Origin of the sequence: Paenibacillus sp. FJAT-26967 (assembly GCF_001541095.1) — a bacterium.
GTDB lineage: Bacteria > Bacillota > Bacilli > Paenibacillales > NBRC-103111 > Paenibacillus_F.
Map to the genome: position 1 here is coordinate 2,075,079 of NZ_LMXH01000001.1, position 24,725 is coordinate 2,099,803.

The 24,725-nt window shown below is 50.5% G+C and carries 4 protein-coding genes; 2 read left to right on the forward strand and 2 right to left on the reverse strand.

What is annotated here, in order from left to right:
• Window position 1: 1 nt before the first annotated feature.
• Window positions 2-21,064, forward strand: a complete 21,063-nt coding sequence (locus AR333_RS09160) for a non-ribosomal peptide synthetase (RefSeq protein ID WP_068774947.1) — start codon at window positions 2-4, stop codon at window positions 21,062-21,064.
• Between the two features lie 181 nt (window positions 21,065-21,245).
• Window positions 21,246-22,511, forward strand: coding sequence for an MFS transporter (locus tag AR333_RS09165; protein WP_068774948.1), 1,266 nt, complete (start codon window positions 21,246-21,248; stop codon window positions 22,509-22,511).
• A 77-nt stretch (window positions 22,512-22,588) separates the two neighbouring features.
• On the opposite strand, the gene AR333_RS09170 is transcribed toward AR333_RS09165, so the two are convergent.
• Window positions 22,589-23,467, reverse strand: coding sequence for a pentapeptide repeat-containing protein (locus tag AR333_RS09170; RefSeq protein ID WP_068774949.1), 879 nt, complete (start codon window positions 23,465-23,467; stop codon window positions 22,589-22,591).
• 105 nt (window positions 23,468-23,572) lie between these two features.
• Window positions 23,573-24,631, reverse strand: a complete 1,059-nt coding sequence (locus AR333_RS09175; protein WP_068774950.1) for a bifunctional transcriptional activator/DNA repair enzyme AdaA — start codon at window positions 24,629-24,631, stop codon at window positions 23,573-23,575.
• Window positions 24,632-24,725 lie beyond the last annotated feature (94 nt).

Sequence of the window (24,725 nt, forward strand, 5' to 3'; positions counted from 1 at the left end):
TTTGGAACAGGTAAAAATTAAAGATCTCTATCCGTTATCCCCTATGCAGGAAGGATTATTGTTTCATTCTATCCTCGATGAAGTGTCAGAGGCCTATTTTGAGCAATCGATCATTACTTTTCATGAAATATTGAACGCCGGCCTGGTCCAACAAAGCTTACAGAAGCTGGTCGACCGGTATGATATTTTCCGTACGGTCTTTATCTACAAGGAAACCGAGCGCCCTCTTCAAGTGGTATTGGAGCAGCGTCAGGCGGAAGCCATTCATACCGAAGATTTAAGCGGCCTTCCTGAAGAGGAGAAAAAGAGCCGGTTTGAAGCTTTTCTGAAGGGAGAACGGCAGAAAGGATTCCATCTGGAGGAGGATATTCCGATCCGGCTTGCCTTGACCGAGTGGGGGGATGGGACGTGTAAGCTGACCTGGAGTGTGCATCATATTGTGATGGACGGCTGGTGTATGGGAACGGTAGTCAAAGATTTCTTCGATATTTACACATCACTTCGCGATGGCGTTCCTATCCAATTAGCGCCCGTCTATCCGTTCAGCAGCTTTATCCAGTGGCTGGAAAGACAAAATAAGGATGAAGCGAAAGCTTATTGGCAGCGGTATTTACTGGACTTTGAGAGTGAAACGACTGTTCCCGGGTATACGCGTTCACCGGATCGCTCATTTCAGTCGGAACGGTTTACATACAAATGGGCTGAGAAGCTGACTCAAGGTATGGAGCTTGTAGCCAAGCAATACCGCGTTACAGTAAGCACCTTATTTCAAACTCTTTGGGGAGTACTTCTGCAAAAGTACAACAACAGTACGGATGTTGTTTTCGGATCTGTTGTTTCCGGCAGACCGGATGAAATTCCGGGTATTGAGGATATGGTCGGATTGTTCATTAACACAATACCGGTCCGTATCCATAGCGAAGCGGAAATGCGGTTCTCCGACCTGATTAGTTCCGTTCAGACTTCCAACATGGAATCCAACCGGTATTCGTATATGTCATTGTCTGATATTCAAAATTATACGGTCTTGAAGCAAAATCTGATACGTCATATTATCGTTTTTGAAAATTACCCTTATTCCGAGGAACTGATTAACGCTAAAGATCCGGATGCGCTTCAAATTGCCGAAGTAGAAGATGTTGCACAGACGAATTACGATCTCAACGTAATTGTCGTACCCGGCAGAGAACTTGAAATTTGCTTCAGTTTTAACGGGGCCGTCTATGACAAACAGGTGATCGAACGAATTGCGGGGCATCTCAGCCAGGCCATGGAGCTGATTATTCAGAACCCGGACATTCAAATTTCGGATTTGGATTTCCTGACAGTCGAGGAGAAGAAGCAGATACTGGCGGATTTTAACGACACTCAGAACGGGTATGAGGCCGAGTCTACCATTCATCTTTGTTTCGAGAAGCAGGCTGCCAAGACACCGGAAGCGGTAGCGGTTGTGTTTGAAGAGCAGACACTGACTTATCGTGAATTGAACGAACGAGCCAACCGTCTTGCACGCACTCTGCGCAGCCAAGGTGTAACCAGGGATCGTCTGGTCGGCCTGATGACCGAGCGATCGGCAGATATGATTGTAGCGATTTTCGGAATTATGAAAGCGGGCGGCGCCTATGTGCCGATTGACCCGGCTTATCCTGAGGAACGTATTCGTTATATGCTGGACGACTCTGGTGCTGATTTACTGTTAACCCAAAGTCATCTGAAGGATAAGGCCGAATTTAACGGTAAGATTCTTGTACTGGATGAAGAGTCGCCGGTGTATCACGCCGATGGTTCAAATCTTGAGCCGGTGTCAGGTCCTGACGATTTGGCTTATGTGATCTATACGTCGGGAACTACAGGGCAGCCTAAGGGCGTCATGGTTGAACATCACGGTCTGTGCAACCTGAAGTCGTATTTTGATCACACGTTACAAATCGGTTTATCAGACCGTGCACTGCTGTTCGCCAGTTATTCGTTTGATGCCGCTTGCTGGGAGATCTTCCAGGCGCTATTCTGCGGAGCTGCGCTGTATGTGCCAACGTCGGAGACCATTCTGAATTACGAACGGTTTGAACAGTACATGGCGGACAATCAGATTACCGTGGCCGCCTTACCGCCGACTTATGCGGTATACCTGAAGCCGCAGCGGATGCCGGACCTGCGGATTCTGTTCACGGCGGGATCTGCTTCCTCCGCTGAACTGGTGCACAAATGGAAAGACCGGGTTGCCTACTACAACGGCTATGGACCTACTGAAAACTCGGTAGCGACGTCGATCTGGCCGGTATCGGAAGATCCGAGGGCAGGAGAGCTTATTTCGATTGGCCGCCCGATGCCGAACCACCGGGTGTATATGGTGGATGGGCATGGTCATCTGGCGCCTGTAGGCGTAGCAGGTGAGCTGTGCGTGACCGGTCCTGGTCTTGCACGCGGGTATTTGGATCGTCCGGAGCTTACGGCTGAGAAATTCGTACTAAATCCATTCTCCGGCGGAGAAGCCGGCTATGAAAGAATGTACCGGACGGGGGACTTGGCAAGATGGATGCCGGACGGCAACATCGAGTACCTGGGGCGGATTGACCATCAGGTGAAAATCCGGGGATACCGGATTGAGCTGGGCGAGGTCGAAGCGCAGATATTGAAAGTGGAAGATATACAGGAAGTGATCGTGCTGGCCCGTGCGGACGAGCAGGGCCAGAATCAACTTGTTGCCTACTACGTGGCCGAGCGTAATATTCAATCAAGTGAATTGCGCCGTTTACTGGGCGAGGAACTTCCGAACTATATGGTGCCGTCGTACTTTATGCAGATGGAGCAAATGCCGCTGACTCCTAACGGGAAAATTGACCGGAAATCTCTGCCTGCACCAGAAGGAAACGCTCAGAGCCGAAGTGAATATATGGCTCCCCGGACCTCCGCGCAGCAAGCGCTGGTTACTGTCTGGCAAACCGTGCTGGGAGCGCCAAAAATCGGGTTGCTGGATAATTTCTTTGATTTAGGCGGAGACTCGATCAAAGCCATTCAAGTGTCATCGCGTCTGCTTCAGGCAGGCTACAAGCTTGACATGAAGGACTTGTTTAAGCATCCGACTGTAGGTGAGCTTGCCGGATATCTGCGCATGGCCGGCACCAAAACTGCCGAACAAGGCGAAGTAGCGGGTAAGGTGCCGCTAACACCGATCCAGCTGTGGTTTGCGGAGCAGGATCACTTAGCACCACAGCACTTCAATCAGGCTGTTATGCTTCACAGGGAACAGGGATTCCATGAACCGGCGCTGCGCCAGGCGCTGACGAAGCTGGTCCGGCATCATGATGCGCTCAGGATGGTTTTCCGCAAGACAGCGCATAGTTATGAAGCGTGGAATCGCGGAACCCATGAAGGTGAGCTGTACCATCTGGAGGTAATGAACTTCCCGTCTTCGCTCACAGGTCCCGAATTGAGCCGGGCCATTGAATCCAAATCCAATGAGATTCAAAGTAGCATTCGACTGAGTGAAGGCCCTCTCCTGAAACTCGGATTGTTCCGCTGCGCGGATGGCGATCATTTACTGATGGTGATTCATCATTTAGTTATAGACGGAGTATCTTGGCGCATTCTCTTTGAAGATTTGGCGAATGCCTATGAACAAGCTTTGGCCGGAGAAGTTATTGTATTGCCTGACAAAACGGATTCTTTCCGTGACTGGTCCGAGCGGTTGTCTGTTTTCGCCGACAGTCCGGAAATGGCAAATGAACGTGCCTACTGGGAGCGTGTAAACGATGCGGCCGGCTCAGACTATGTTCCGCTGCCTGAAGATCTGGAGCATGATGGCAAATTTTTGATACGTGATACAGAAACAGTTGCGGTGAAGCTCACCAAGGAAGAGACCGATCAGCTGCTGAAGCAGGCACATCGCGCATACAACACAGAAGTGAACGATTTACTGCTGACCGCCCTTGGCAGGACGCTGTACGACTGGACAGGCAAGGAACGGACCTTGATCCATCTGGAAGGACACGGACGTGAAGATATTTTGCCGGATACGGATATTTCGAGGACGATCGGCTGGTTTACGAGCCAATATCCGGTGCTGCTGAATATCGGCCCATCCTCAGATGTTTCGGGACAGGTTAAACAAATCAAGGAAGAATTGCGTCAGATTCCGAACAAAGGGATCGGTTACGGGATTTGGAGATATCTCAGCCAAGCCGGACAGACAAGCGTCCTTTATACGGAGCCGCAAGTAAACTTCAACTATTTGGGCGAGTTTGATCAAGTTCTGCACAATAGTGACATGCGCACTTCGCCTTATTCGACTGGGTCGGACGTTAACGATCAAACCGAGATGAAGTTCCCTCTGGATGTAGGCGGAATGGTGACGGACGGGATGCTGGAGCTGGACATCCGGTATAACCGTAAGGCGTTAAGCAGGGATACGGCCCTTTATTTGGCTGAGCGTCTGAAAGATAATTTACTTGAAGTAATCCGGCACTGCGTATCCCGCGAGCGGGTTGAGCTGACCCCGAGCGACGTCCTTATTAAAGATATTACGCAGGAGCAGCTGGACATTATTGTGGACCAGACCCGGCCGGTCGGAGAGCTGGAGAATGTATACAGAATGACCCCGATGCAGAAAGGAATGCTGTTTCACAACCTTCTGGATTCACAGTCTGGTGCTTATTTTGAGCAGTCCTCCTTTGACCTGAAGGGGCATTTCACTATTGCTGCGTTTGCGGAAAGTCTGGATCTGTTGGTGCAAAGACATGCGGTACTCCGGACGAACTTCTACAGAGGCTGGAAGGACGAACCTCTCCAGGTGGTATACCGCAATAAACGCAGGGAGCTGTATATTGAGGATTTGCGTGATGTGCAGGAAGAGCACCGGAATGATTATATTGTTGAATTTACGCGAAAAGATAAGCAAAGAGGCTTTGACCTGGAAAAGGATGCCTTAATGCGTGTGGCGATTTTACGCACAGGTGAGGAAGAGTATCGTCTTATCTGGAGTTTCCACCATATTCTGATGGATGGCTGGTGCCTGTCGCTGGTGACCAATGAAGTGTTTGCAAGCTACTTTGCGCTTCTTGCCGACAAGCAGCCGGAGTTGTTGCCGGTCACGCCTTACAGCCAGTACATTGAGTGGCTGGAGCAGCAGGACCGTCAGGAAGCCTCCAATTACTGGAGTACTTATTTGGATGGGTACGAGGAGCAGTTCCGTCTGCCCCAGGCAAGCGTTCAGGATAAAACAGGCTACCAAGCGGAGCACTTTGATTTTGACCTGGACAATGAGCTGAGTGACAGACTTCAGCAGATCGCAAAGAGATATCAAGTGACGATTAATACGTTGATGCAGAGCGTATGGGGGACTCTGCTGCACAAATACAATGGCGCTAAAGATGTTGTATTTGGCAGTGTCGTCTCCGGTCGGCCGACGGATATTCCGAATGTGGAGCATATCATTGGCCTGTTTATTAATACGATTCCAGTCCGTATCCAATCCGTTGGGGATGAGACTTTTGGAGAGTTGATGCAGAGAACTCAGGTCCAGGCTCTTGCTTCCAATGCTTACGATACGTTCCCGCTGTATGAAATCCAAGCGCTTACGGATCAAAAACAGGACTTGATTAACCATATTATGGTTTTTGAGAATTATCCTATGGAAGAGCAAATCGAGCAACTGGGTGACGGTGACGACGCCACATTCACGATATCGAACGTCGTGGCCATGGAACAGACGAACTATGATCTTAATGTGATCGTGATGCCGGGGAATGGCATAAAAATCAGCTTCCTTTATAATGCGCTCGCTTTTGACCTATCAGGAATACAAAGGTTAGGAGGGCATTTAGCCCGCTTATTGGAACAAATTTCCATTAAACCTGATATACGGTTAGAAGAGCTGGAACTCGTCACTGCAGCCGAAAAAAGAAAGATACTCGTTGAATACAACAACACTACAGCTGAATATCCGCGCGATCATACTATTCAAGAACTGTTTGAAGAACAGGTTGAACGTACACCGGACCATATTGCCGTTGCGCTCGGAAGTCAATCTCTGACCTACCGGGAGCTTAACGAGACAGCTAACCGCTTAGCGCGTACTCTGCTGGAAGCGGGAGTGAAGACGGATGAGCCTGTCGGTATTCTGAGCGAGCGTTCGTTGGATATGATTATAGGAACACTGGCGATTCTGAAAGCCGGGGGTGCTTATGTGCCCGTGGATGTGGAATACCCGGAAGACCGCATTCGTTATATTCTGGAAGACTCGGGAGCCGGCATAGTTCTGGCACAGCACCATCTGCTGGACCGCTGCTATTTTGACGGGCAGGTTCTTGATTTGAATGCCGAGAGATCCTACAATCCGGATGATTCCAATTTGGCGCTTGAAGGTTCGGGGAACAATGCCGCATATGTCATCTATACTTCCGGATCGACAGGTAAACCGAAAGGTGTGGTCGTTGAGCACCAAAGTGTGGTTCGTCTTGTGCGGAATACAGATTATGCACAGTTCGACGAATCAACCCGGATGCTGCAGACCTGTGCGTTTGTATTCGATGTGTCGACATTTGAAATATGGGGCGCTCTGCTGAACGGAGGACAGCTTGTACTCGTGCGCAAGGATGACCTTCTGGATGCGGCGAAGCTCAAGAAAACGATAAGTGATCATCACATTACGATGATGTGGCTGACTACGCCGCTGTTCAATCAGCTCTCTCAACAGGACAGCAGATTGTTCGGTGATGTGAAACACTTGCTTGTCGGCGGCGATAAGCTGTCTGTTCCGCACATTAACCGGGTGCTGCAGGATAATCCGGCTATGAGCATCATTAACGGGTACGGGCCGACGGAGAATACGACCTTCTCGACCACTCATCTTATTGAGGGGGAACAATTCGATACCGTACCGATCGGTCGACCGATCCGCAACTCTACAGCATATGTTGTGGATGCAGCTTTTAACCTCCAGCCGGTGGGAGCCTGGGGCGAACTGGTTGTCGGCGGAGACGGGGTTGCGCGGGGTTATTTGAACCGTCCGGAACTGACAGCCGAGAGATTTATCGCGAACCCGTTTGCAGCGGGGGATCGCTTGTACCGGACAGGGGACCTCGTGCGCTGGCGTGAGGACGGGACATTGGAATATCATGGCCGCATGGATGAGCAGGTCAAAATTCGCGGCTATCGCATTGAGCTGGGCGAAGTCGAAGCTCATTTGCTCAATCTGGATTCCGTAAGAGAAGCAGTCGTGATTGCGCGGGAGGATGAGTTCGGACAAAAGGTTCTCTGCGCTTATTTTACAGCTGACCGTGAGTGGAATGTCGGAGAGCTTAGAACTAGGCTCGCACAAGAAATACCGGCGTATATGGTACCTTCCTATTTTGTACGGCTGGATCATATTCCTTTAACGCCAAACGGTAAAATCAACCGTAAAGCATTGCCTGAACCGGAAGGAAACATTCTGAGCACAACCGAATATGTAGCTCCTCAGACAGCTGCGCAGCAAGCTTTGGCTTCTGTATGGCAAACCGTATTGGGTGTGCCGAAAGTAGGTATGCTGGATAATTTCTTTGATTTGGGCGGGGATTCGATCAAGGCTATTCAGGTCTCATCCCGATTGCTCCAGGCGGGATATAAGCTGGAAATGAAAGACTTATTTAAGTATCCGAGCGCACTCGATCTTGCCGCACATCTCCGATTAGCCGGAATCAAAACGGCCGAGCAAGGTGAAGTTACGGGCAGCGTTGCGCTGACTCCGATCCAGCACTGGTTTGTCGAGCAAGATCAGGAGGCACCGCATCACTTCAATCAGGTTGTCATGCTTCATAGGGTGGACGGCTTCAACGAACCGGCACTGAGACAAGCCCTAACGAAACTGGTCCAGCATCATGATGCGCTGCGGACGGTATTCCGCCGGACGCAGCATGGTTATGAAGCGTGGAATCGCGGGATTCATGAAGGTACGCTCTATCATCTGGATGCAGCCGACTTCAGACAAATAACGGACGAAGCTGAACTAGGACAGGCTATTGAGGCCAAATCGAGTGAAATTCAGAGCAGTGTAAACCTGAATGACGGTCCGCTTCTGAGGCTCGGTTTGTTCCGCTGCACAGACGGGGATCATCTGCTGATCGTTATTCACCATCTGGTGGTTGATGGAGTTTCATGGCGCATTCTCTTTGAAGATTTGGCGAATGCTTATGAACAAGCTTTGGGCGGAGAAGTCATTGTATTGCCGGACAAAACGGATTCGTACCAAGCCTGGTCCGAGCGGCTGTCTGTTTATGCGAATAGTACGGCCATGTTGAACGAGAAATCCTATTGGGAAGGTGTAAACGAAGCTGCTGTATCTAGCTACGTTCCATTACCTGAGGACATGGAGCATGACGGCAGATTTAGAATAACCGATACGGATGCAGTAAGGGTGAAACTTTCGGAAGAAACGACGGATCAGCTTCTGAAACAATCCCATCGTGCATACAACACGGAAGTGAACGACCTGCTGCTTACCGCTCTCGGCAGAGCTTTGTATGACTGGACGGGCAATGAACGGACATTGATTAATCTGGAAGGCCACGGGCGTGAAGATATTTTACCGGGTACCGATATATCGCGTACGATCGGCTGGTTTACGAGCCAGTACCCGGTGCTGCTGGACATCGGCAAATCACCGGAAGTATCCGGACAAATCAAACAGGTCAAGGAAAGTCTGCGCCATATTCCGCATAAGGGGATTGGCTACGGTATTTGGAAGTACCTCAGCCAGTCGGGACGCGCGGGCATGAATCATCCTGAGGCGGAGATATGCTTTAACTATCTGGGTGAGTTCGACCAGGATCTTCATAATAGCGATATGATGACTTCTCCTTATTCTACCGGGTCGGGTGAAAGTGACCGGACGGAGATGAAATATGCACTGGATATAGGCGGTATGGTAACGGGAGGAAAGCTGGAGCTGGAGCTGCGGTATAACCGTAAAGCGTTCCGCAGCAGTACTGTTGAGCATCTGGCTGAACGCCTCAAGGAGAATCTGCTTGAAGTTATCCATCACTGCGCGTCTAAAGAACGGTCAGAATTGACACCGAGCGATGTCCTGTTTAAGAAGCTGACAGCTGAGCAATTGGACGAAATTGTGGAGCAGACACGGCCGGTCGGGGAACTGGAGAATATATACGCGCTGACCCCGATGCAGAAGGGAATGCTGTTTTTTAACTTAATGGATTCGCAGTCCGTTGCCTATTTCGAGCAGTCGTCCTTTGATCTTAAAGGGGACTTTAAAATCGAAGCTTTTGCGGCGAGTTTGGATTTGCTGGTGCAGAGGCATTCCGTACTGCGGACCAATTTCTATAGCGGCTGGCAGGATGAACCGCTTCAAGTGGTATTCCGCAACAAGCGCAGTGAACTGATTGTAGAAGATTTGCGAGATCTGCAAGAGGACAGACAAAGCGAGTATATTCTCGCATATACGCGTAAAGACAAAGAGAGAGGATTTAACCTGGCGCAGGATGCTTTAATGCGTGTGGCGATTCTGCGCACGGGAGAAGATTCCTATCGTTTTGTCTGGAGCTTCCACCATATTGTGATGGACGGCTGGTGCTTGTCCCTGGTAACGAATGAAGTATTTGCCGGTTATTTTGCGGCGCTTGCCCATAAACAGCCTGAACTAGCACCCGTAACACCTTACAGCTGGTATATTGAATGGCTGGAGCAGCAGGATCATGAGGAAGCTTCGCGTTACTGGAGCAGTTACCTCGATGGATTTGAGGAACCGTCTCGGCTGCCTCAGGCCAAATCTCAAGGGCGGCAGGATTATCAGTCGGAGCATCTTGACTTTAGTCTGGGTGTGGACTTGACGGCTGGACTTCAGCGGATCGCCAAGCATTATCAAGTGACGATCAATACGCTGATGCAGACGATTTGGGGTATTCTGCTGCAAAAGTACAACGGGACGAATGATGTGGTGTTTGGAAGTGTCGTATCCGGACGTCCCTCTGACATTCCGAATGTCGAGGGCATGATTGGCTTGTTTATTAATACAATACCGGTTCGTGTTCTGTCCGATGAGGGTGAAACTTTTGCCGATTTAATGAAAAAAACTCAGCTGAATGCACTGTCCTCCGGCTCCTATGACACGTTCCCTCTATTTGAAATTCAGGCGCTGACGGAGCATAAGCAGGATATGATCGATCATATTATGGTGTTCGAAAATTATCCGGTGGATGAACAAATCGAGCAGTTAGGTGATGGGGAAGAAGCGAGTTTCAGCATAAATTCAGTCGAGTCGGTCGAGCAGACAAACTATGACTTCAATGTGGTGATTCTGCCGGGGAATTCGATCCGGATCATATTTGGCTACAACGCTCATAAGTTTGACCGGGAAAATGTAGAACAGATACAAGGGCACCTGATACGTCTACTGGAGCAGGTATCGGCAAATCAATACATTCGAATTGATGAACTGGATGTAGTAACCGATCAGGAACGTGAGCTTATCGTCGATGTTTGGGGCGATACGGCAGCGGAATATGCCCGTGAGCATACGATTCATGGCTTGTTCGAAGCGCAAGCAGCGGAGACACCGGAGCAACCTGCACTCTTCTTTGAAGGCAAGCAGTTGACTTACCGCGAGCTGAACGAACGTGCAAACCGCTTGGCCCGTACTCTGCGTAATTACGGGGTGACAACCGATCAATTGGTCGGACTGATGACCGATCGGTCGTTAGATATGATCGTAGGTATTCTAGGGATTTTGAAAGCCGGCGGTGCGTATGTGCCCGTTGATCCGGCCTATCCGGAGGAACGTATTCGCTATATGCTGAAAGACTCCGGTGCGAATCTGCTCGTGGCTCAAAGCCACCTGTTGGAGAAAGCGGCTTTTGACGGAAAAGTGATTATACTGGATGGCGAAGAGAAAGGACAGCCAGCTGGCGCAAACGGAGATGGGGAATCGGCTGCGCCTCTGATCTGCTCTCCTGTGTATCACGAAGACGGTTCTAATCTGGAACCGGTATCTGGGCCTCATGATCTGGCGTATGTGATCTATACATCGGGAACAACCGGACAGCCCAAAGGTGTGATGCTCGAGCATCAGGGTCTGTGCAACCTGAAAACATATTTCGATCGAACGCTGAACATCGGTTTAGCCGACCACGTTCTTCAATTTGCGAGTTATTCATTCGATGCAGCATGCTGGGAAATGTTGCAGGGGTTACTGTATGGAGCGACACTGTACATGCCGACGTCCGAGACGATTATGGACTATGAGCTTCTGGAGCAATATATGGCGGAACACCGGATTTCGATTGCGACGCTGCCACCGACATTTGCGGTATACCTGGAACCGCAGCGAATACCTCACTTGCGCATTCTGTTCACAGCCGGCTCGGCCGCCACTACAGAATTGGTTAACAAGTGGCAGAGTGAGGTTGCCTACTACAACGCTTATGGCCCGACGGAGAACTCGGTAGCAACGTCCGTATGGCCGGTGTCGGCAGATCCGAGGGCAGGTGAGCTGATTTCCATCGGACGTCCGGTGCCGAATCACCGGGTGTACATGGTAGATGTGCACGGGCATCTTGCGCCAATCGGTATAGCGGGTGAATTATGCGTCTCAGGTCCGGGATTGGCACGAGGATATTTAGGCCGGGCGGAGCTTACGGAAGAGAAATTTGTTCCGAATCCTTTCCATAGCGGTACTAAGGGCTACGAACGAATGTACCGTACAGGAGATCTGGCGAGATGGATGCCGGACGGTAATATCGAGTATCTGGGGCGGATCGACCATCAGGTGAAAATCCGGGGCTACCGGATCGAACTGGGTGAGGTGGAAGCCCAAATTCTGAAGGTGGATGACGTACAAGAGACCATCGTGCTCGCGCATGAGGACGCGCAGGGACACAATCAATTGATTGCTTACTATGTTGCGGAGCGTGAGGTGAGCGCAAGCCAGCTGCGCAGTTCATTGGCGGAGAACCTTCCGAATTACATGGTGCCTTCTTACTTGATTCAGATAGAACAAATGCCGCTGACTCCTAACGGTAAAATCGACCGGAAAGCACTCCCTGCACCTGAAGGCGTTTATACAGGCGGGTCCGGTTATATTGCTCCGCGGACTTGGATAGAAGTTAAGTTGACTCGAATCTGGCAGGATATACTAGGATTGGCGCAGATAGGTATTAAAGATAACTTCTTTGAAATTGGCGGGCATTCACTACGCGCGACAACGCTTGCCTCTAGGATTCATAAAGAAATGAACAAGCCGCTTCCTTTGCGGAGTATTTTTGAAGCACCTACAATTGAGCAGCTGGCAGAGGTTCTGGGGAATATGCAGCAGATAGCCTACGCCTCCATACCGGTAACGGAAGACCGCAGCTGCTATCCATTGTCCTCGGCGCAAAAACGGATGTATGTCCTTCACCAGCTCGAACCGGAAGAGGTTAGCTACAATACATCGTCTGTCCTGCATGTGAGCGGCCCGCTTGACATCAAACGGGTGGAAGAAGTATTCCGCCAGTTGATCAGTCGCCATGAAACGCTCCGCACGACTTTTGAACTTGTAGACAGTGAGCCGGTACAGCGGCTCCAAGATTCCGTGCCGTTTGAGATAGAATACTTGAAACTGACGAAGCAGCAGGAAGCGAAGGAAAAATCAGTATCCGATGAAGCCTTGGAAGAGCGGATTCGCGGATTTATACGTCCGTTTGATCTCCAAACGGCTCCTCTGCTTCGCGTTGGACTTATCGACCTCGGTTTGCAGGGGATGGACGAAGAGCAGCAGTACCTGCTGATGCTTGACATGCACCATATCGTTTCAGACGGAATATCGCTTGGCGTACTGGCCGATGAATTTGTCCATTTGTACAGCGGCGGGGAATTGAATCCCCTTAGAATTCAATACAAGGATTACGCTGTATGGCAGCAAAGCGAATCGCAGCAGGAATGGATGAACCAACAGGAAAGGTATTGGCTGGATACATTCCGGGGAGAGCTGCCTGTTCTGGACCTGCCGACAGACTTTGACCGCCCGGCCGTCCGCAGTACGGATGGGGATATGGTGGAATTCAGATTGGAGCGAGAAGTCAGTGATCAGTTGAAAGACCTGGCGGCAAGAACGGGATCGACATTATATATGGTCCTGCTGGCAGCATATACGGCGCTTTTGCATCAGTACACAGGGCAGGAGGATATTGTAGTCGGTACACCGATTGCAGGAAGGTCGCACGCCGATCTGGAACCGATTCTGGGGATGTTCGTCGGCACACTAGCTCTGCGTAATTATCCGAATGAAGAGCAGACATTCCTTAGTTACCTGAAGGATGTGAAAACGACTGCGCTGCAAGCTTATGAGAATCAGGATTATCCTTTCGAAGAATTGGTGGAGAAACTGAATATAAAGCGCGATATGAGCCGCAATCCGCTCTTTGATACGATGTTTGTCCTGCAAAACACTGAGGAAAGCGAACTGAAACTTGAAAATCTCATTTTCCGGCCATATGGTCTGGAGCAGACTCCGGCAAAGTTCGATTTGACTTTAGAGGCCAGTGAAGAAGATGAGGGTATTCAGTTCGGTTTACAGTTTGCGACTTCACTTTATAAGCGGGAAACAATCGAACTGATGACGCGTCATTTCGTCAGGCTGACTGAGGCCGTTGCAGCCCAGCCGGATATGAAGCTCGGTGAGTTCGAACTGTTCACAGAGAAAGAATCCGCTCATGCACTAAAAGTACACCGGGAGCGCAGACAAGCTTTACATTACTGGAGCAACTACTTGCAGGGATTCGAGGAGCCGTCCCGGTTGCCGCAAGCCAGAATTCATCAGAATGCGAATGAAAAGACGGAGTATCTGGATTTTGATCTGGGTAATGGTCTGACTGATGAAATCAGGAGGATTTCGAATCACGTCCAAGTTACGATTCACACGCTGATACAGTCCGTATGGGGCATTCTGCTGCAGAAATACAACGGAACTCATGATGTCGTTTTTGGCAGCGTCGCTGCAGGTTGCTCTGCGGACATTCCGGATGTGGAGGGCATGATTGGCCAGCTCGTCAATACGGTACCCGTCCGCATTCAGGCGATTGACGGCGAAGGCTTCGCCGAGCTGCTGCGGAGAACGCATCAGCAAGGGCTTGCTTCTAACGTCTACGCGGCATTCCCGTACAAGGACATTCAAGCGTTGACAGAGCTTAAACAAGATTTAATAAATCACATCATGGTCTTCGAGCATGATCCGGTTCACATTAAGAAGGAGCCGTTCGGTGAGAGCTTCAATCTCTCTGCAGTAGAGCTGGCAGAACAGACCGGTTATGACTTTAGCATGGCGGTTCTGCCGGGGGACACGATTCGGATTAGATTCAGCTACAATTCACAGGCGTTTGACCGAGAAAGCATTGTGCGAATTCAGGGACATTTAACACAACTGCTGGAGCGGGTAGCTGTAAATCCGGACATACGGATAACTGAGCTCGATGCAGTGACTGAGCGTGAGCGTGAGCAAATACTTCGCGTATGGGGCGATACATCAGCGCAGTATGCACATGAACAAACCATTCACGGCTTGCTGGAAGCGCAAGTTCAGCAGACACCGGAGCAGCCGGCACTGTTCTTTGAAGGAGAACAGTTAAGCTATCGTGAGCTGAATGAGCGTGCAAACCGCCTGGCCCGTACTCTGCGCAGCAGGGGTGTGACAACGAATCAATTAGTCGCCCTGATGACTGAACGCTCCGTAGATATGATCGTAGGGATCTTCGGGATTTTGAAGGCCGGGGGCGCCTATGTACCGGTTGATCCGAGTTATCCGGCGGAGCGGATCCGCTATATGCTGGATGATTCCGGTGCGGCAGTCCTGTTGACGCAAAGCCATCTGGTAGAAAAAGCAGTCTTTGACGGTAAAGTGCTAGTTCTGGATGGAGAAAAAGATGCGGGAGCAAGTGATTCCGGCGGGGCGGCAAACCGCAGTGTAGAGACGTCCGTGTATGACGAGGACGGAACGAATCTGGAGCCATTATCTGGCCCGTACGATCTCGCATACGTGATTTATACATCAGGAACAACAGGCCAGCCCAAAGGTGTAATGCTGGAGCATCGAGGACTTAGTAACCTCACGACACATTTTCATCAAATGCTGCGCATTAGCGCTTCTGATCATGTGCTGATGTTTGCCAGCTATTCGTTTGATGCATCTTGCTCCGAGATCATCCAGTCTGTTCTGTGCGGAGCGACACTTTACGTGCCGACCTCGGAGACGATCTTGAATTATGAGCAGCTGGAAGAGTATATGGCGGAGCACCGGATTACGATTGCGACGCTCCCTCCGGCTTATGCCGTTTATCTGCAGCCGCAGCGGATTCCGGATTTGCGTATTCTGCTCACAGCCGGTTCGGCGTCTTCTGCCGAACTCGTGTACAAGTGGAAGGACCATGTAGAGTACTTCAACGGTTATGGACCGACAGAGAATTCGGTTGCGACCTCATTCTGGCCGGTATCCCAAGATCCTAGAGCCGGAGAAATCATTTCCATCGGCCGCCCAGTATCAAACCACCGGGTGTACATGGTGGACGGACATGGCCATCTGGCACCGGTAGGCGTACCGGGGGAACTGTGCGTTTCCGGTCCGGGTCTGGCACGAGGATACTGGAACCGGCCGGAACTCACCGCTGACAAATTCGTGGCGAATCCTTATGCTGCCGGAGAAGCGGGTTATGAAAAGATGTACCGGACAGGAGACCTGGCGAGATGGATGCCGGACGGTAATATCGAGTATCTGGGGCGGATTGACCATCAGGTGAAAATACGCGGATACCGGATTGAGCTTGGAGAAGTTGAAGCGCAAATTCTGAAAGTGGAGAATGTGCAGGAAGCGATCGTGCTGGCACATGCTGACAAGCAGGGTCAGAATCAATTGGCCGCGTACTATGTTGCTCGGCGGCAAGTAAGTTCAAGCCAGATTCGCCATTCACTGAGCGAGAACCTCCCGAATTACATGGTGCCTCCGTACTTCCTTCAGCTGGAACATATGCCATTGACGCCAAATGGCAAAATCGACCGGAAAGCACTGCCTAAACCGGAAGATAACCATCAGACGGGTGTCGAATACTTGCCTCCGCGTACAACGTTGGAAGTGCAACTGGAAATTATATGGAAAGAAATTCTTGGTATTCCGTCTGTCGGAATTAAGGATAATTTCTTTGAAATTGGAGGACATTCACTGCGGGCGACAACATTGGCGGCAAGAGTTCACCAGTCGCTGGACGTTGCATTCCCGCTGCGGAATATTTTCCTGTATCCGACGATTGAACAGATGGCACAAGCCATTGAAAAATTATCGCCCAACCCGTATGCCGGGATTCCGGCAGCCGAATATAGGGACAGCTATCCGGTCTCCACGGCACAGAAGCGGCTGTATATCTTAAGCCATATGAACAATTACAATATGTCAGCGATGCTGCTGATGGAAGGTGAATTGGATCTTACGCGGCTTGAGATGGCGTTTGCCCAGCTGATTCGCCGCCATGAAACGCTTCGGACTGCATTTGAACTTGTTGAGGGTGAACTGGTTCAAAGGATAGTTGACAAGGTCGATTTCAAGCTGGAGCGTATGCAGGCAATTGGTGAAAGAGATGCCGGAGCGTTGATGAACAAGTTCATCCGCCCGTTCGATCTAGACAAAGCGCCGCTGCTGCGAGCAGCGCTTGTGGAGGAAGCGCCTTTGCGCCATCGTTTATTGTTTGATATGCACCATACGATCTCTGACGGTGTATCCATGAGCATCTTATTGAATGAACTTCCTCAGCTGTATGAGGGCTTGGAACTGCCTGCACTGCGTATCCAGTACAAGGACTATGCCGTATGGCAGCAGGCGGACACAGCCAGCGAATGGATGAATAAGCAGGAAGCCTATTGGCTGGAACGAATGAGCGGAGAAATTCCTATCCTGGATATTCCGGCCGATTATGCGAGACCTTCTACGCGCAGTTCTTCCGGAAGTATGCTGGCATTCACGATTGATCCGCAAGAAGCGGCAGCATTGAAGCAGATCGCCCTGCAGACAGGGGCAACCTTATTTATGGTCCTGCTGGCTGCTTACAAGACATTGTTGTTCAAATACAGCGGACAGGAGGACATGATTGTCGGGACGCCGATTGCAGGCAGACAACACGCTGATTTGCAGCCTATTATCGGCATGTTTGTCAACACGCTGGCACTGCGCAGCTTCCCAGAAGGAGAGAAGACCTTCCACGACTTCGTGCAGGAAGTGAAGGATCTGGTGCTGAATGCTTATGAACATCAGGATTACCCGTTCGAAGTGCTGGTGGAAAAGCTGGATGTCAAGCGTGACATGAGCCGTAATCCGCTCTTTGATACAATGTTTGTCCTTGAAAATGCGGAGCCGGCTAAGCTGCCGGGCTTTACAGATTTGCAGGTCAGCCTTTGTCCCGGTGAGCAGAACGAGGCAAAATTCGATTTGACGCTCAGTGCCTCAGACAACTCTGAAGGCATGGCATTCAGTATCGAATACGCGGATAGCCTGTACAAGCGTGAAACCGTTGAACGGATGGCTCAACATTTTGTTCAACTGCTGCGCGCCATCGCAAACGATCCGAAGACGAAACTTTCCGCAATCGAGATTATTACTCCCGAAGAAAGCAAGATGATTTTGGAAGTATGGGGCGATACGGAGACGGACTATCCGCGGGATAAGACGATTCATCAACTGTTCGAAGAACAGGTCGAAAGGACACCGGATCAGACAGCGGTTGTTTTTGAAGGCGGCGTAATGACATACCGCGAGTTAAACGAGCGGGCAAACCGCTTGGCTCGCGTGTTGAGAGCCAAAGGCGTTAGAGGGGATCATCTGGTCGGCATGATCATGGAACGCTCGTTAGAGATGATCGTCGGGATCTTCGGGATCTTAAAAGCCGGCGGTGGATATGTGCCTATCGATCCGGAGTTTCCGCAGGAGCGCATCCACTTTATGCTGGAAGACAGCGGTGTGAATATCGTCCTTGCGAAGCCCGAGTTCTCTTCTCTTGTACCGGCAGATGTGCAGATCATTCCGCTTGACCGTGAGCTGCTGCTTCAAGGAAATGCTTCCAACCTGACAAGCGCATGCAACCCGGACGATCTGGCCTATGTCATGTATACCTCCGGTACGACCGGCAGACCCAAAGGCGTCATGATCGAGAACTCCAATGTCATTAACATGACAACCGGATTTACCCGGCAGGTCTACAGCAAGTACGAGGCTCCTATGCGTATGGCGTGGCTGTCTCCGTATGTATTCGATGCATCGGTGAAGCAAATCTTTCCTTGCTTGCTTATGGGACATACGCTTTACGTCATACCGAGAACAATTAGTACCAGCGGCGAGCAGCTGGCTGATTATTACAGAACGGAGCAAATTGATTTTTCGGACGGTACGCCGGCTCATCTGCAGCTCCTAACGGAAATGCAAGATCCGGTGGCGGATTTAAACGTCAAACATTTTATTTTTGGAGCGGAGGCTCTGCCTGTTCATCTTGTTAACGAGTTCTTAAGCAGGCGTCCCGGATATCGCCCGAGCATGACGAATGTCTACGGCCCGACGGAATGCTGTGTGGATTCAACCGCTTATGACATCGGCGATGACATACAAACAGCATGGACGCATACTGTTCCGATCGGCAAGCCGCTTGCCAATCAATGTGTTTATTTGATGGACCCGCAGAACAGGCTGGTGCCTGTAGGGGTTGCAGGTGAAATATACATTGGCGGCGACGGGGTCGGACGCGGGTACATGAGAAACAAAGTGTTAACGGATGAGAAATTTGTAACCGATCCGTTCAAGCCGGGCAAACGGATGTACAGAACCGGCGATTTGGCCCGCTGGATGTCGGACGGTACGATTGAATACCTGGGCAGACTTGATCATCAGGTGAAAATCAGGGGCTATCGGATAGAGCTGGGAGAGGTAGAAGCGCAGATGATGGCGATACCTTCTGTCCGGAAAACGATCGTAGTGGCCCGGGAGAACGAAACAGGTCAGAAAGACTTGTGTGCATATTTCGTGGCGGATAAAGAACTGACGGTCAGCGAAATTAGAGCGGCACTCACTCTGAATCTTCCAGGGTACATGATGCCGGCCTATTACGTCCAATTGGATCGGATGCCGCTGACACCGAACAACAAGATCGACCGCAAGGCTCTGCCTGCGCCCAAAGGGGACATTCAGACAGGCATTGAATACGCCCCGCCGCGGAACCCGACAGAAAGCCGGCTGATCGATATTTGGAAAGATGTTCTGGGAGCGGGAACGATCGGCATCGATGATAATTTCTTCGAGCTTGGCGGCCACTCTTTGAAGGCGATCCAGTTTGTCTCAAAAGCGCAGAGCGCCGGCATCGAAATCGGGATCAATGAGGTCTTCCAATACCAGACGATCCGTCAGTTATCGGCACTAGCAGGAAGTGCCGGTTCCGAAGCTGACACACTTGTTGACAATTATACGGACGCTGAAGCTATTCTGGAGGCTACCTTCGGCGTGCGGGCACAATTTGAATCCGCACCGCTTGAAGGGAAGAATCGTGTGATCTTACGGGTGGACCCATTCATTACGGAACGGGCAGATGAACTGAACGAATTTATTCAATCCCATCTGCATCCGAACCTTCATCCGCACTATGTTTCGCCTATCGAAGACGCGGGACAAGAAAGAGCCGGGTCGGGTGACGAAGGGGGTGTACAGGATTTATCCGCCGAGCAGTTGGATGACGAAACGGAGCAGCAGGCGAATTTGTGCCTGGAACAGCTGGCAGTCATGAACGAAGCTTGGAACGGAACCGTACTATCGGCAATGCCCGAAGAGAGATATGCACTGGGACCTGCCCAGCTGTATCATCTCGAGAACCCGCTGTGTTCGGGCGGAGTGATCCCGTTTGACGCATTCATGTTGGATTCAGGCAGGTTAACCGCAGCCGTGAGCCGCCTTTTGAACCGCCATGAACTGTTGAGAAGCGTATTGGTTCGGGCGCAAGGGCGCAGCGAGTGGGAACTGATGCCTGTGCCGGAGAAGATCCAATTACCGGTGCTGGATTTATCGGAATATCCGGCGGCCAAACAGAAGCAGCTGCTCTCGCTGATACTGCCGCAGTTCTACATGACGCCTTATGAGATGACGGGATCTCTGCTGTATCGTATTGCACTTGTCCGTCTTAACTTACGCGAGCATCTGCTGCTGCTTCCTTGCTCGCATATCATTTACGACGGAATGAGCGGCGATGTTATCAAAAGCGAGCTGTACCGCGAATATGCGGGTATAACCGAGCAACCTGGAGCCGGAGCCGATTCCTATCGGGATTATATCCGTCAGGTTAGCAAAGGGCCTCAAGGAATGAACGATCAACAGCTTGTTGAAACATTCAGGCTTTCATCTTTTGCAAGTGCCATGAACGAGCTGGCTTTCGCAGTGAGTAAGCGCAGTCGTGCGGGTTCTACCGAACTGGATCTTGAACTGGCGGATTGGGGCGGGCCGATCGAAGCCGGTCAAATGTGGGATTTGTCCTTGCGGTTAGCGGCCCGGTTTTTCCGAAGCTATTTGCAAATGACTGAAATTCCGATTCTCCTCACCAACTACGGAAGGAAATATGAAGATAAACAATATTTTGATACCGTAGGCGAATTTATTGATCATATTCCTGTGCTGTTGACAGATGAGCTTGATCTAAGCCGGGATATTCAAGGGAAATTGAATCTGGCTGTATCTCGAAATCTGAACTTCCTAAACCTGATTTACAGCGACGAGATGTCTTCGTCTTATCCGCTGTCCAAGCAGTATATGAAGCAGAGCCTGGAGCAGCTGCCTATCGTGTTTAACTATCTGGGTGAATCATCAGATAAAGCACAGTTATTTGAGGACATGCAGATGTTTGAGAATTTGGAAGATGGCGCAAAAATCTCTTCAGGCAAGCCGATCATTTTCTTCACGGTTCAACATCAGGATAACGCTCTGCGTATATCCCTTGAACTGCCCTATGAAGAGGAACAGTCCTTCATCAAAGAACTATTGGAGGCTGAACTCCGCAGGCTCCGCAGCAGCAAGCAAGATGGAGTGTTGATGTAAGAAATCTGGGATCAACTAGAGAACGATATTCTTGGTTTGGGCTTGAAGCGGTGAAACAGATTCGCGGGCATCTGGAATCGATCTTCGCTACTACAAGCACGGGTACCGGTGAGCAAGCTCGCGGTACCCCCCAAATTCAAGATGTCGTCTCTGACCATCCTGCACCTAAGGAGCTGAAGATATGAATCAATTGTTTAAAGACAGCCGGTTTGTCCGTTTCTTTGCATCTCGTACCTCAGCCAATATAGCGGACAGTATTTATTCCGTTGTGCTGCTTTATTTCGTTCAGCAATCGACCCAGTCGGTGGCATTTACCAGCTTTACGTATACAGCGGTATCCGCGGCAGCTATATTCAGCTTTCTCGTAGGTCCGTTGGTGGACCGTTATTCACCCGCTCTATTAGCCAGTATGGCTTTATTTACACAAGGAGTTCTCATTCTGACTGTCCCGTTCCTCATTCAAGATGGGATGATCAATCTGATTGCCGTTCTTCTTATCGTCTTTATTGCATCCTGCTTCTCTACGCTGTTTTACCCGGCCAACAGTAAAATGCTCCCGCTGCTGGTGCGCTCACCCGATTTAATTATCCGGGCTAACTCCGTGATTTCATCTACGGATCAGATTATTAATATCGCAGGCTATCTGGCAGGAGCGTCGATTATTATAGCGATCGGTATGAAAAGCACCTTTTTTCTGGCCAGCGGTCTGCTGTTTCTTGCGGGTGCGATCTATGTCAGGCTCAGTAAACAGATTGATACCCGGTCAACGGAATCAAGAGACAGCGGTAACTCGCTTAAATGGAGACCTTATCTGAAAGAGCTGCAAGAGGGCTATACTTTTGTGAAAAACCATACGTTTTTGAGAGTGATGCTGCCGTTTTTCGCTTTGACCAATTTCTCTATAGCGATTCTGATTATTACGATACCGTCACTAGCTGTATCCTACGGTTCGCCGATTTATTACAGCTTGCTGTATATTGCCTATTTTATCGGTATGTTTATGGGGTCTTTTCTGGTTAATGTTCTGAAAAAAAACGGCGCTACCATTGCGGCCTCCTGGGTAGCAATGGGGATTGCGATCTATCTGTTCTCCATCGTGCCGGAAATTTGGATGAAGCTGTCAGCCGCGCTGATGTTAGGTCTGTTTACAGGCGTTATCAGTGTTCTCCAAACTTCATTGATTCAGATTATTACGCCACTGCCTTTGATGGGGCGTGTTACCGCTTTTATGAGCACCCTGTCAAGTGCAGCACTGCCGCTTGGGGCGCTGATCGGAGGTGCGCTCACCTTGCGTTTTGCCTTACCTGACGTTCTGTTCTTCAGTGCCCTCATTACCGCCTTGTGCGGAATTATCATGTTCTTATCCAAAGGAATCAGACAGTTCGAGATTCCAACTGTAGAGCGCAGCCAAGAAAGTCATGTCAAACCTGCTGAGGAAGCGGGCTAAGCTTAGAATCTTTGTTGAACTAAACTATAAAAATACCAGGACCTCTAACAGGTCCTGGTATTTTTATATCTGCCCGATTATCCCACTGAGGCGGACCAGTGCGCCGGATGAACGAGGGAGGGCGGCACTTTAGTCCGGTCGCTGCCTTTGGCCGAGTTGAGCTGGGCCTGGGTGAGGAAGAGGCTTCCTGTGAGGTCGGCATCGCGGAGGTCGGCATCCCGAAGATCGGCTCCGATGAGATCCGCCACTCTCAGATCCGCACCCCGGAGGTCAGCTGCAATAAGATAGGCCCCCCTCAAGTTGGCATATCTGAGGTCTGCTCCTCTAAGATTCGCGCCGATAAGATCCGCACCGCGCCCCTGGCGAATCTTCCGCACGGCCGGCCCTTTATGCTGCCGGCGGGCTTCTTCACGCACAAGTTCGCTGGTCTGCAGAAGCAGAGCATTGACAATGCCCCGCTGTGCGGCCACGTCCAGCTGCACCAGAGAGGCAGGACTAAGATGAGTGAGACGTTCTGTCTCCTCAAGCGCTGCGCCCAGTTCAGCATGAATCACCCGGGCCGGCTCTAGCGTCAGCGCCTCGTTCAGATACCAGAGGAGCTCTTGAAGCTGCCGCATGACGGGGAATACCTCGAACATCAGCTTCGCTGAGCCGGGTTCTTGCCTCCAGTCGCGTCCGCCGAAGGTAGCTTGCGACACCTTCTGTCCCGCACCGAAACAATCATACACCGTGCAGCCGCGAAACCCCAGCTGCCTAAGGCTGGTGTGGATGCCGCAGCGGAAGTCGGGCTGCAAGTTGTGGCAGGGCTGTCCGGCATTTTTATCGACCGCAAAATCCGCTGAAGCCGCAAAGGGAAGGGCAACACAGCACAAGCCAAAGCAGTTCTCGCAGTCCGCCTGCATAGCCTGGCGGCTCCGGCCGGGAGAAGCTATAGAATAATCCTCATTTTCTAGCATTACTTAATCTCCTATCGTTATAGTCACATACCTGGATCGTTTAATTCTACAGCAGTATAACGAGAGATTCCTAGCTGATTTTCTTTCTATAATGATATTTTACAATCAGGAGGATTCACTGCCGATGGTCATCTCATGATTCAGCAGCCATTGTTTACGAGAGATACCGCCTCCATAACCGCCTAAGTCACCATTGGAGTTAATGACCCGGTGGCAAGGGATTACAAGGGCAAGCTGGTTAGCACCATTGGCCTGAGCAACGGCACGGTAAGAGCCTGGTTTTCCGATCGCTGCTGCAAGGCCGGCGTATGACGATGTTTGTCCAGGGGGGATTTTTTGTAACTGCTCCCAGACCTCACGTTGAAAAGAAGAGCCTAAATAAACGACAGGGGTATTAAATTGAGTTAAACTCCCTTCAAAATAATGAGTCAACTCATTTTCAATCGAACGGATTGGAGCTGTGTATCCGGGAAGAATCGCTGATTTGGTTCTCTTCCTGAGACGTTCAACTTCACGTTCCAAACCGCGGCGGTCGACGAATTCAAGCAGATAGAGCGCTTCTTCATCCGCAATAGCGATCATCGGACCGAGCCGAGTGTCTAACCATGCTGCTTTTAAAATAGTCTGATACCCGATCTGAGTAGGCGCGGCACCCATAATTTTGGAGAAGGCATCCCGAAATCCGCTGCTGGACTCATATCCGGTCGTCAGCTGGGCATCGATTACGGGGTTGCCCGCCCGGATTTGTTTCAAGGCGATTCCCATACGCCGGGCTCTGGCATACTCAACGAATGTCATGCCAAACCGTTTTTTGAACTGACGGCGTGCTGTTGAAGCATCTATAGACAGCTTCCGGAAGTCGGAATCCGTCCAGCGTTGTTCCGGGTTTTCTTCCACCGCATTCACAAGCAGTTGAACCAGCTCCGAAACTTGATTCGGATGAGAGAGCGGACGGCAGCGCCTGCAGGGCCGGAATGAAGCCAGCAGAGCTTCTTTAGCGGTTTTATAAAATTCGCAGTTCTCAAATTTCGGCTTTCTAGCCGGACAGGTCGGACGGCAGAACACGCCTGTTGTCTTGACTCCTACAAAAAAAACGCCTTCATATTCCGAGTTTTTATCCAGTAAAGCCTGATAATAGTCGAGATTTCTTTCGTATGGTATCATGGAACTCCTCCGTATCTTTTTGATACCATTATATAGGGGTTCCAGCTATGCCGCCGCCGAATTTCGTGCATTGATTTTTGGGGGAATGAATCTA

Bases quoted from the DNA above. Each gene is read 5' to 3' on its own strand.
- AR333_RS09165 (WP_068774948.1), top strand. From the start codon at position 21,246: ATGAATCAATTGTTTAAAGACAGCCGGTTTGTCCGTTTCTTTGCATCT.
- AR333_RS09170 (WP_068774949.1), bottom strand. From the start codon at position 23,467: ATGCTAGAAAATGAGGATTATTCTATAGCTTCTCCCGGCCGGAGCCGC.
- AR333_RS09175 (WP_068774950.1), bottom strand. From the start codon at position 24,631: ATGATACCATACGAAAGAAATCTCGACTATTATCAGGCTTTACTGGAT.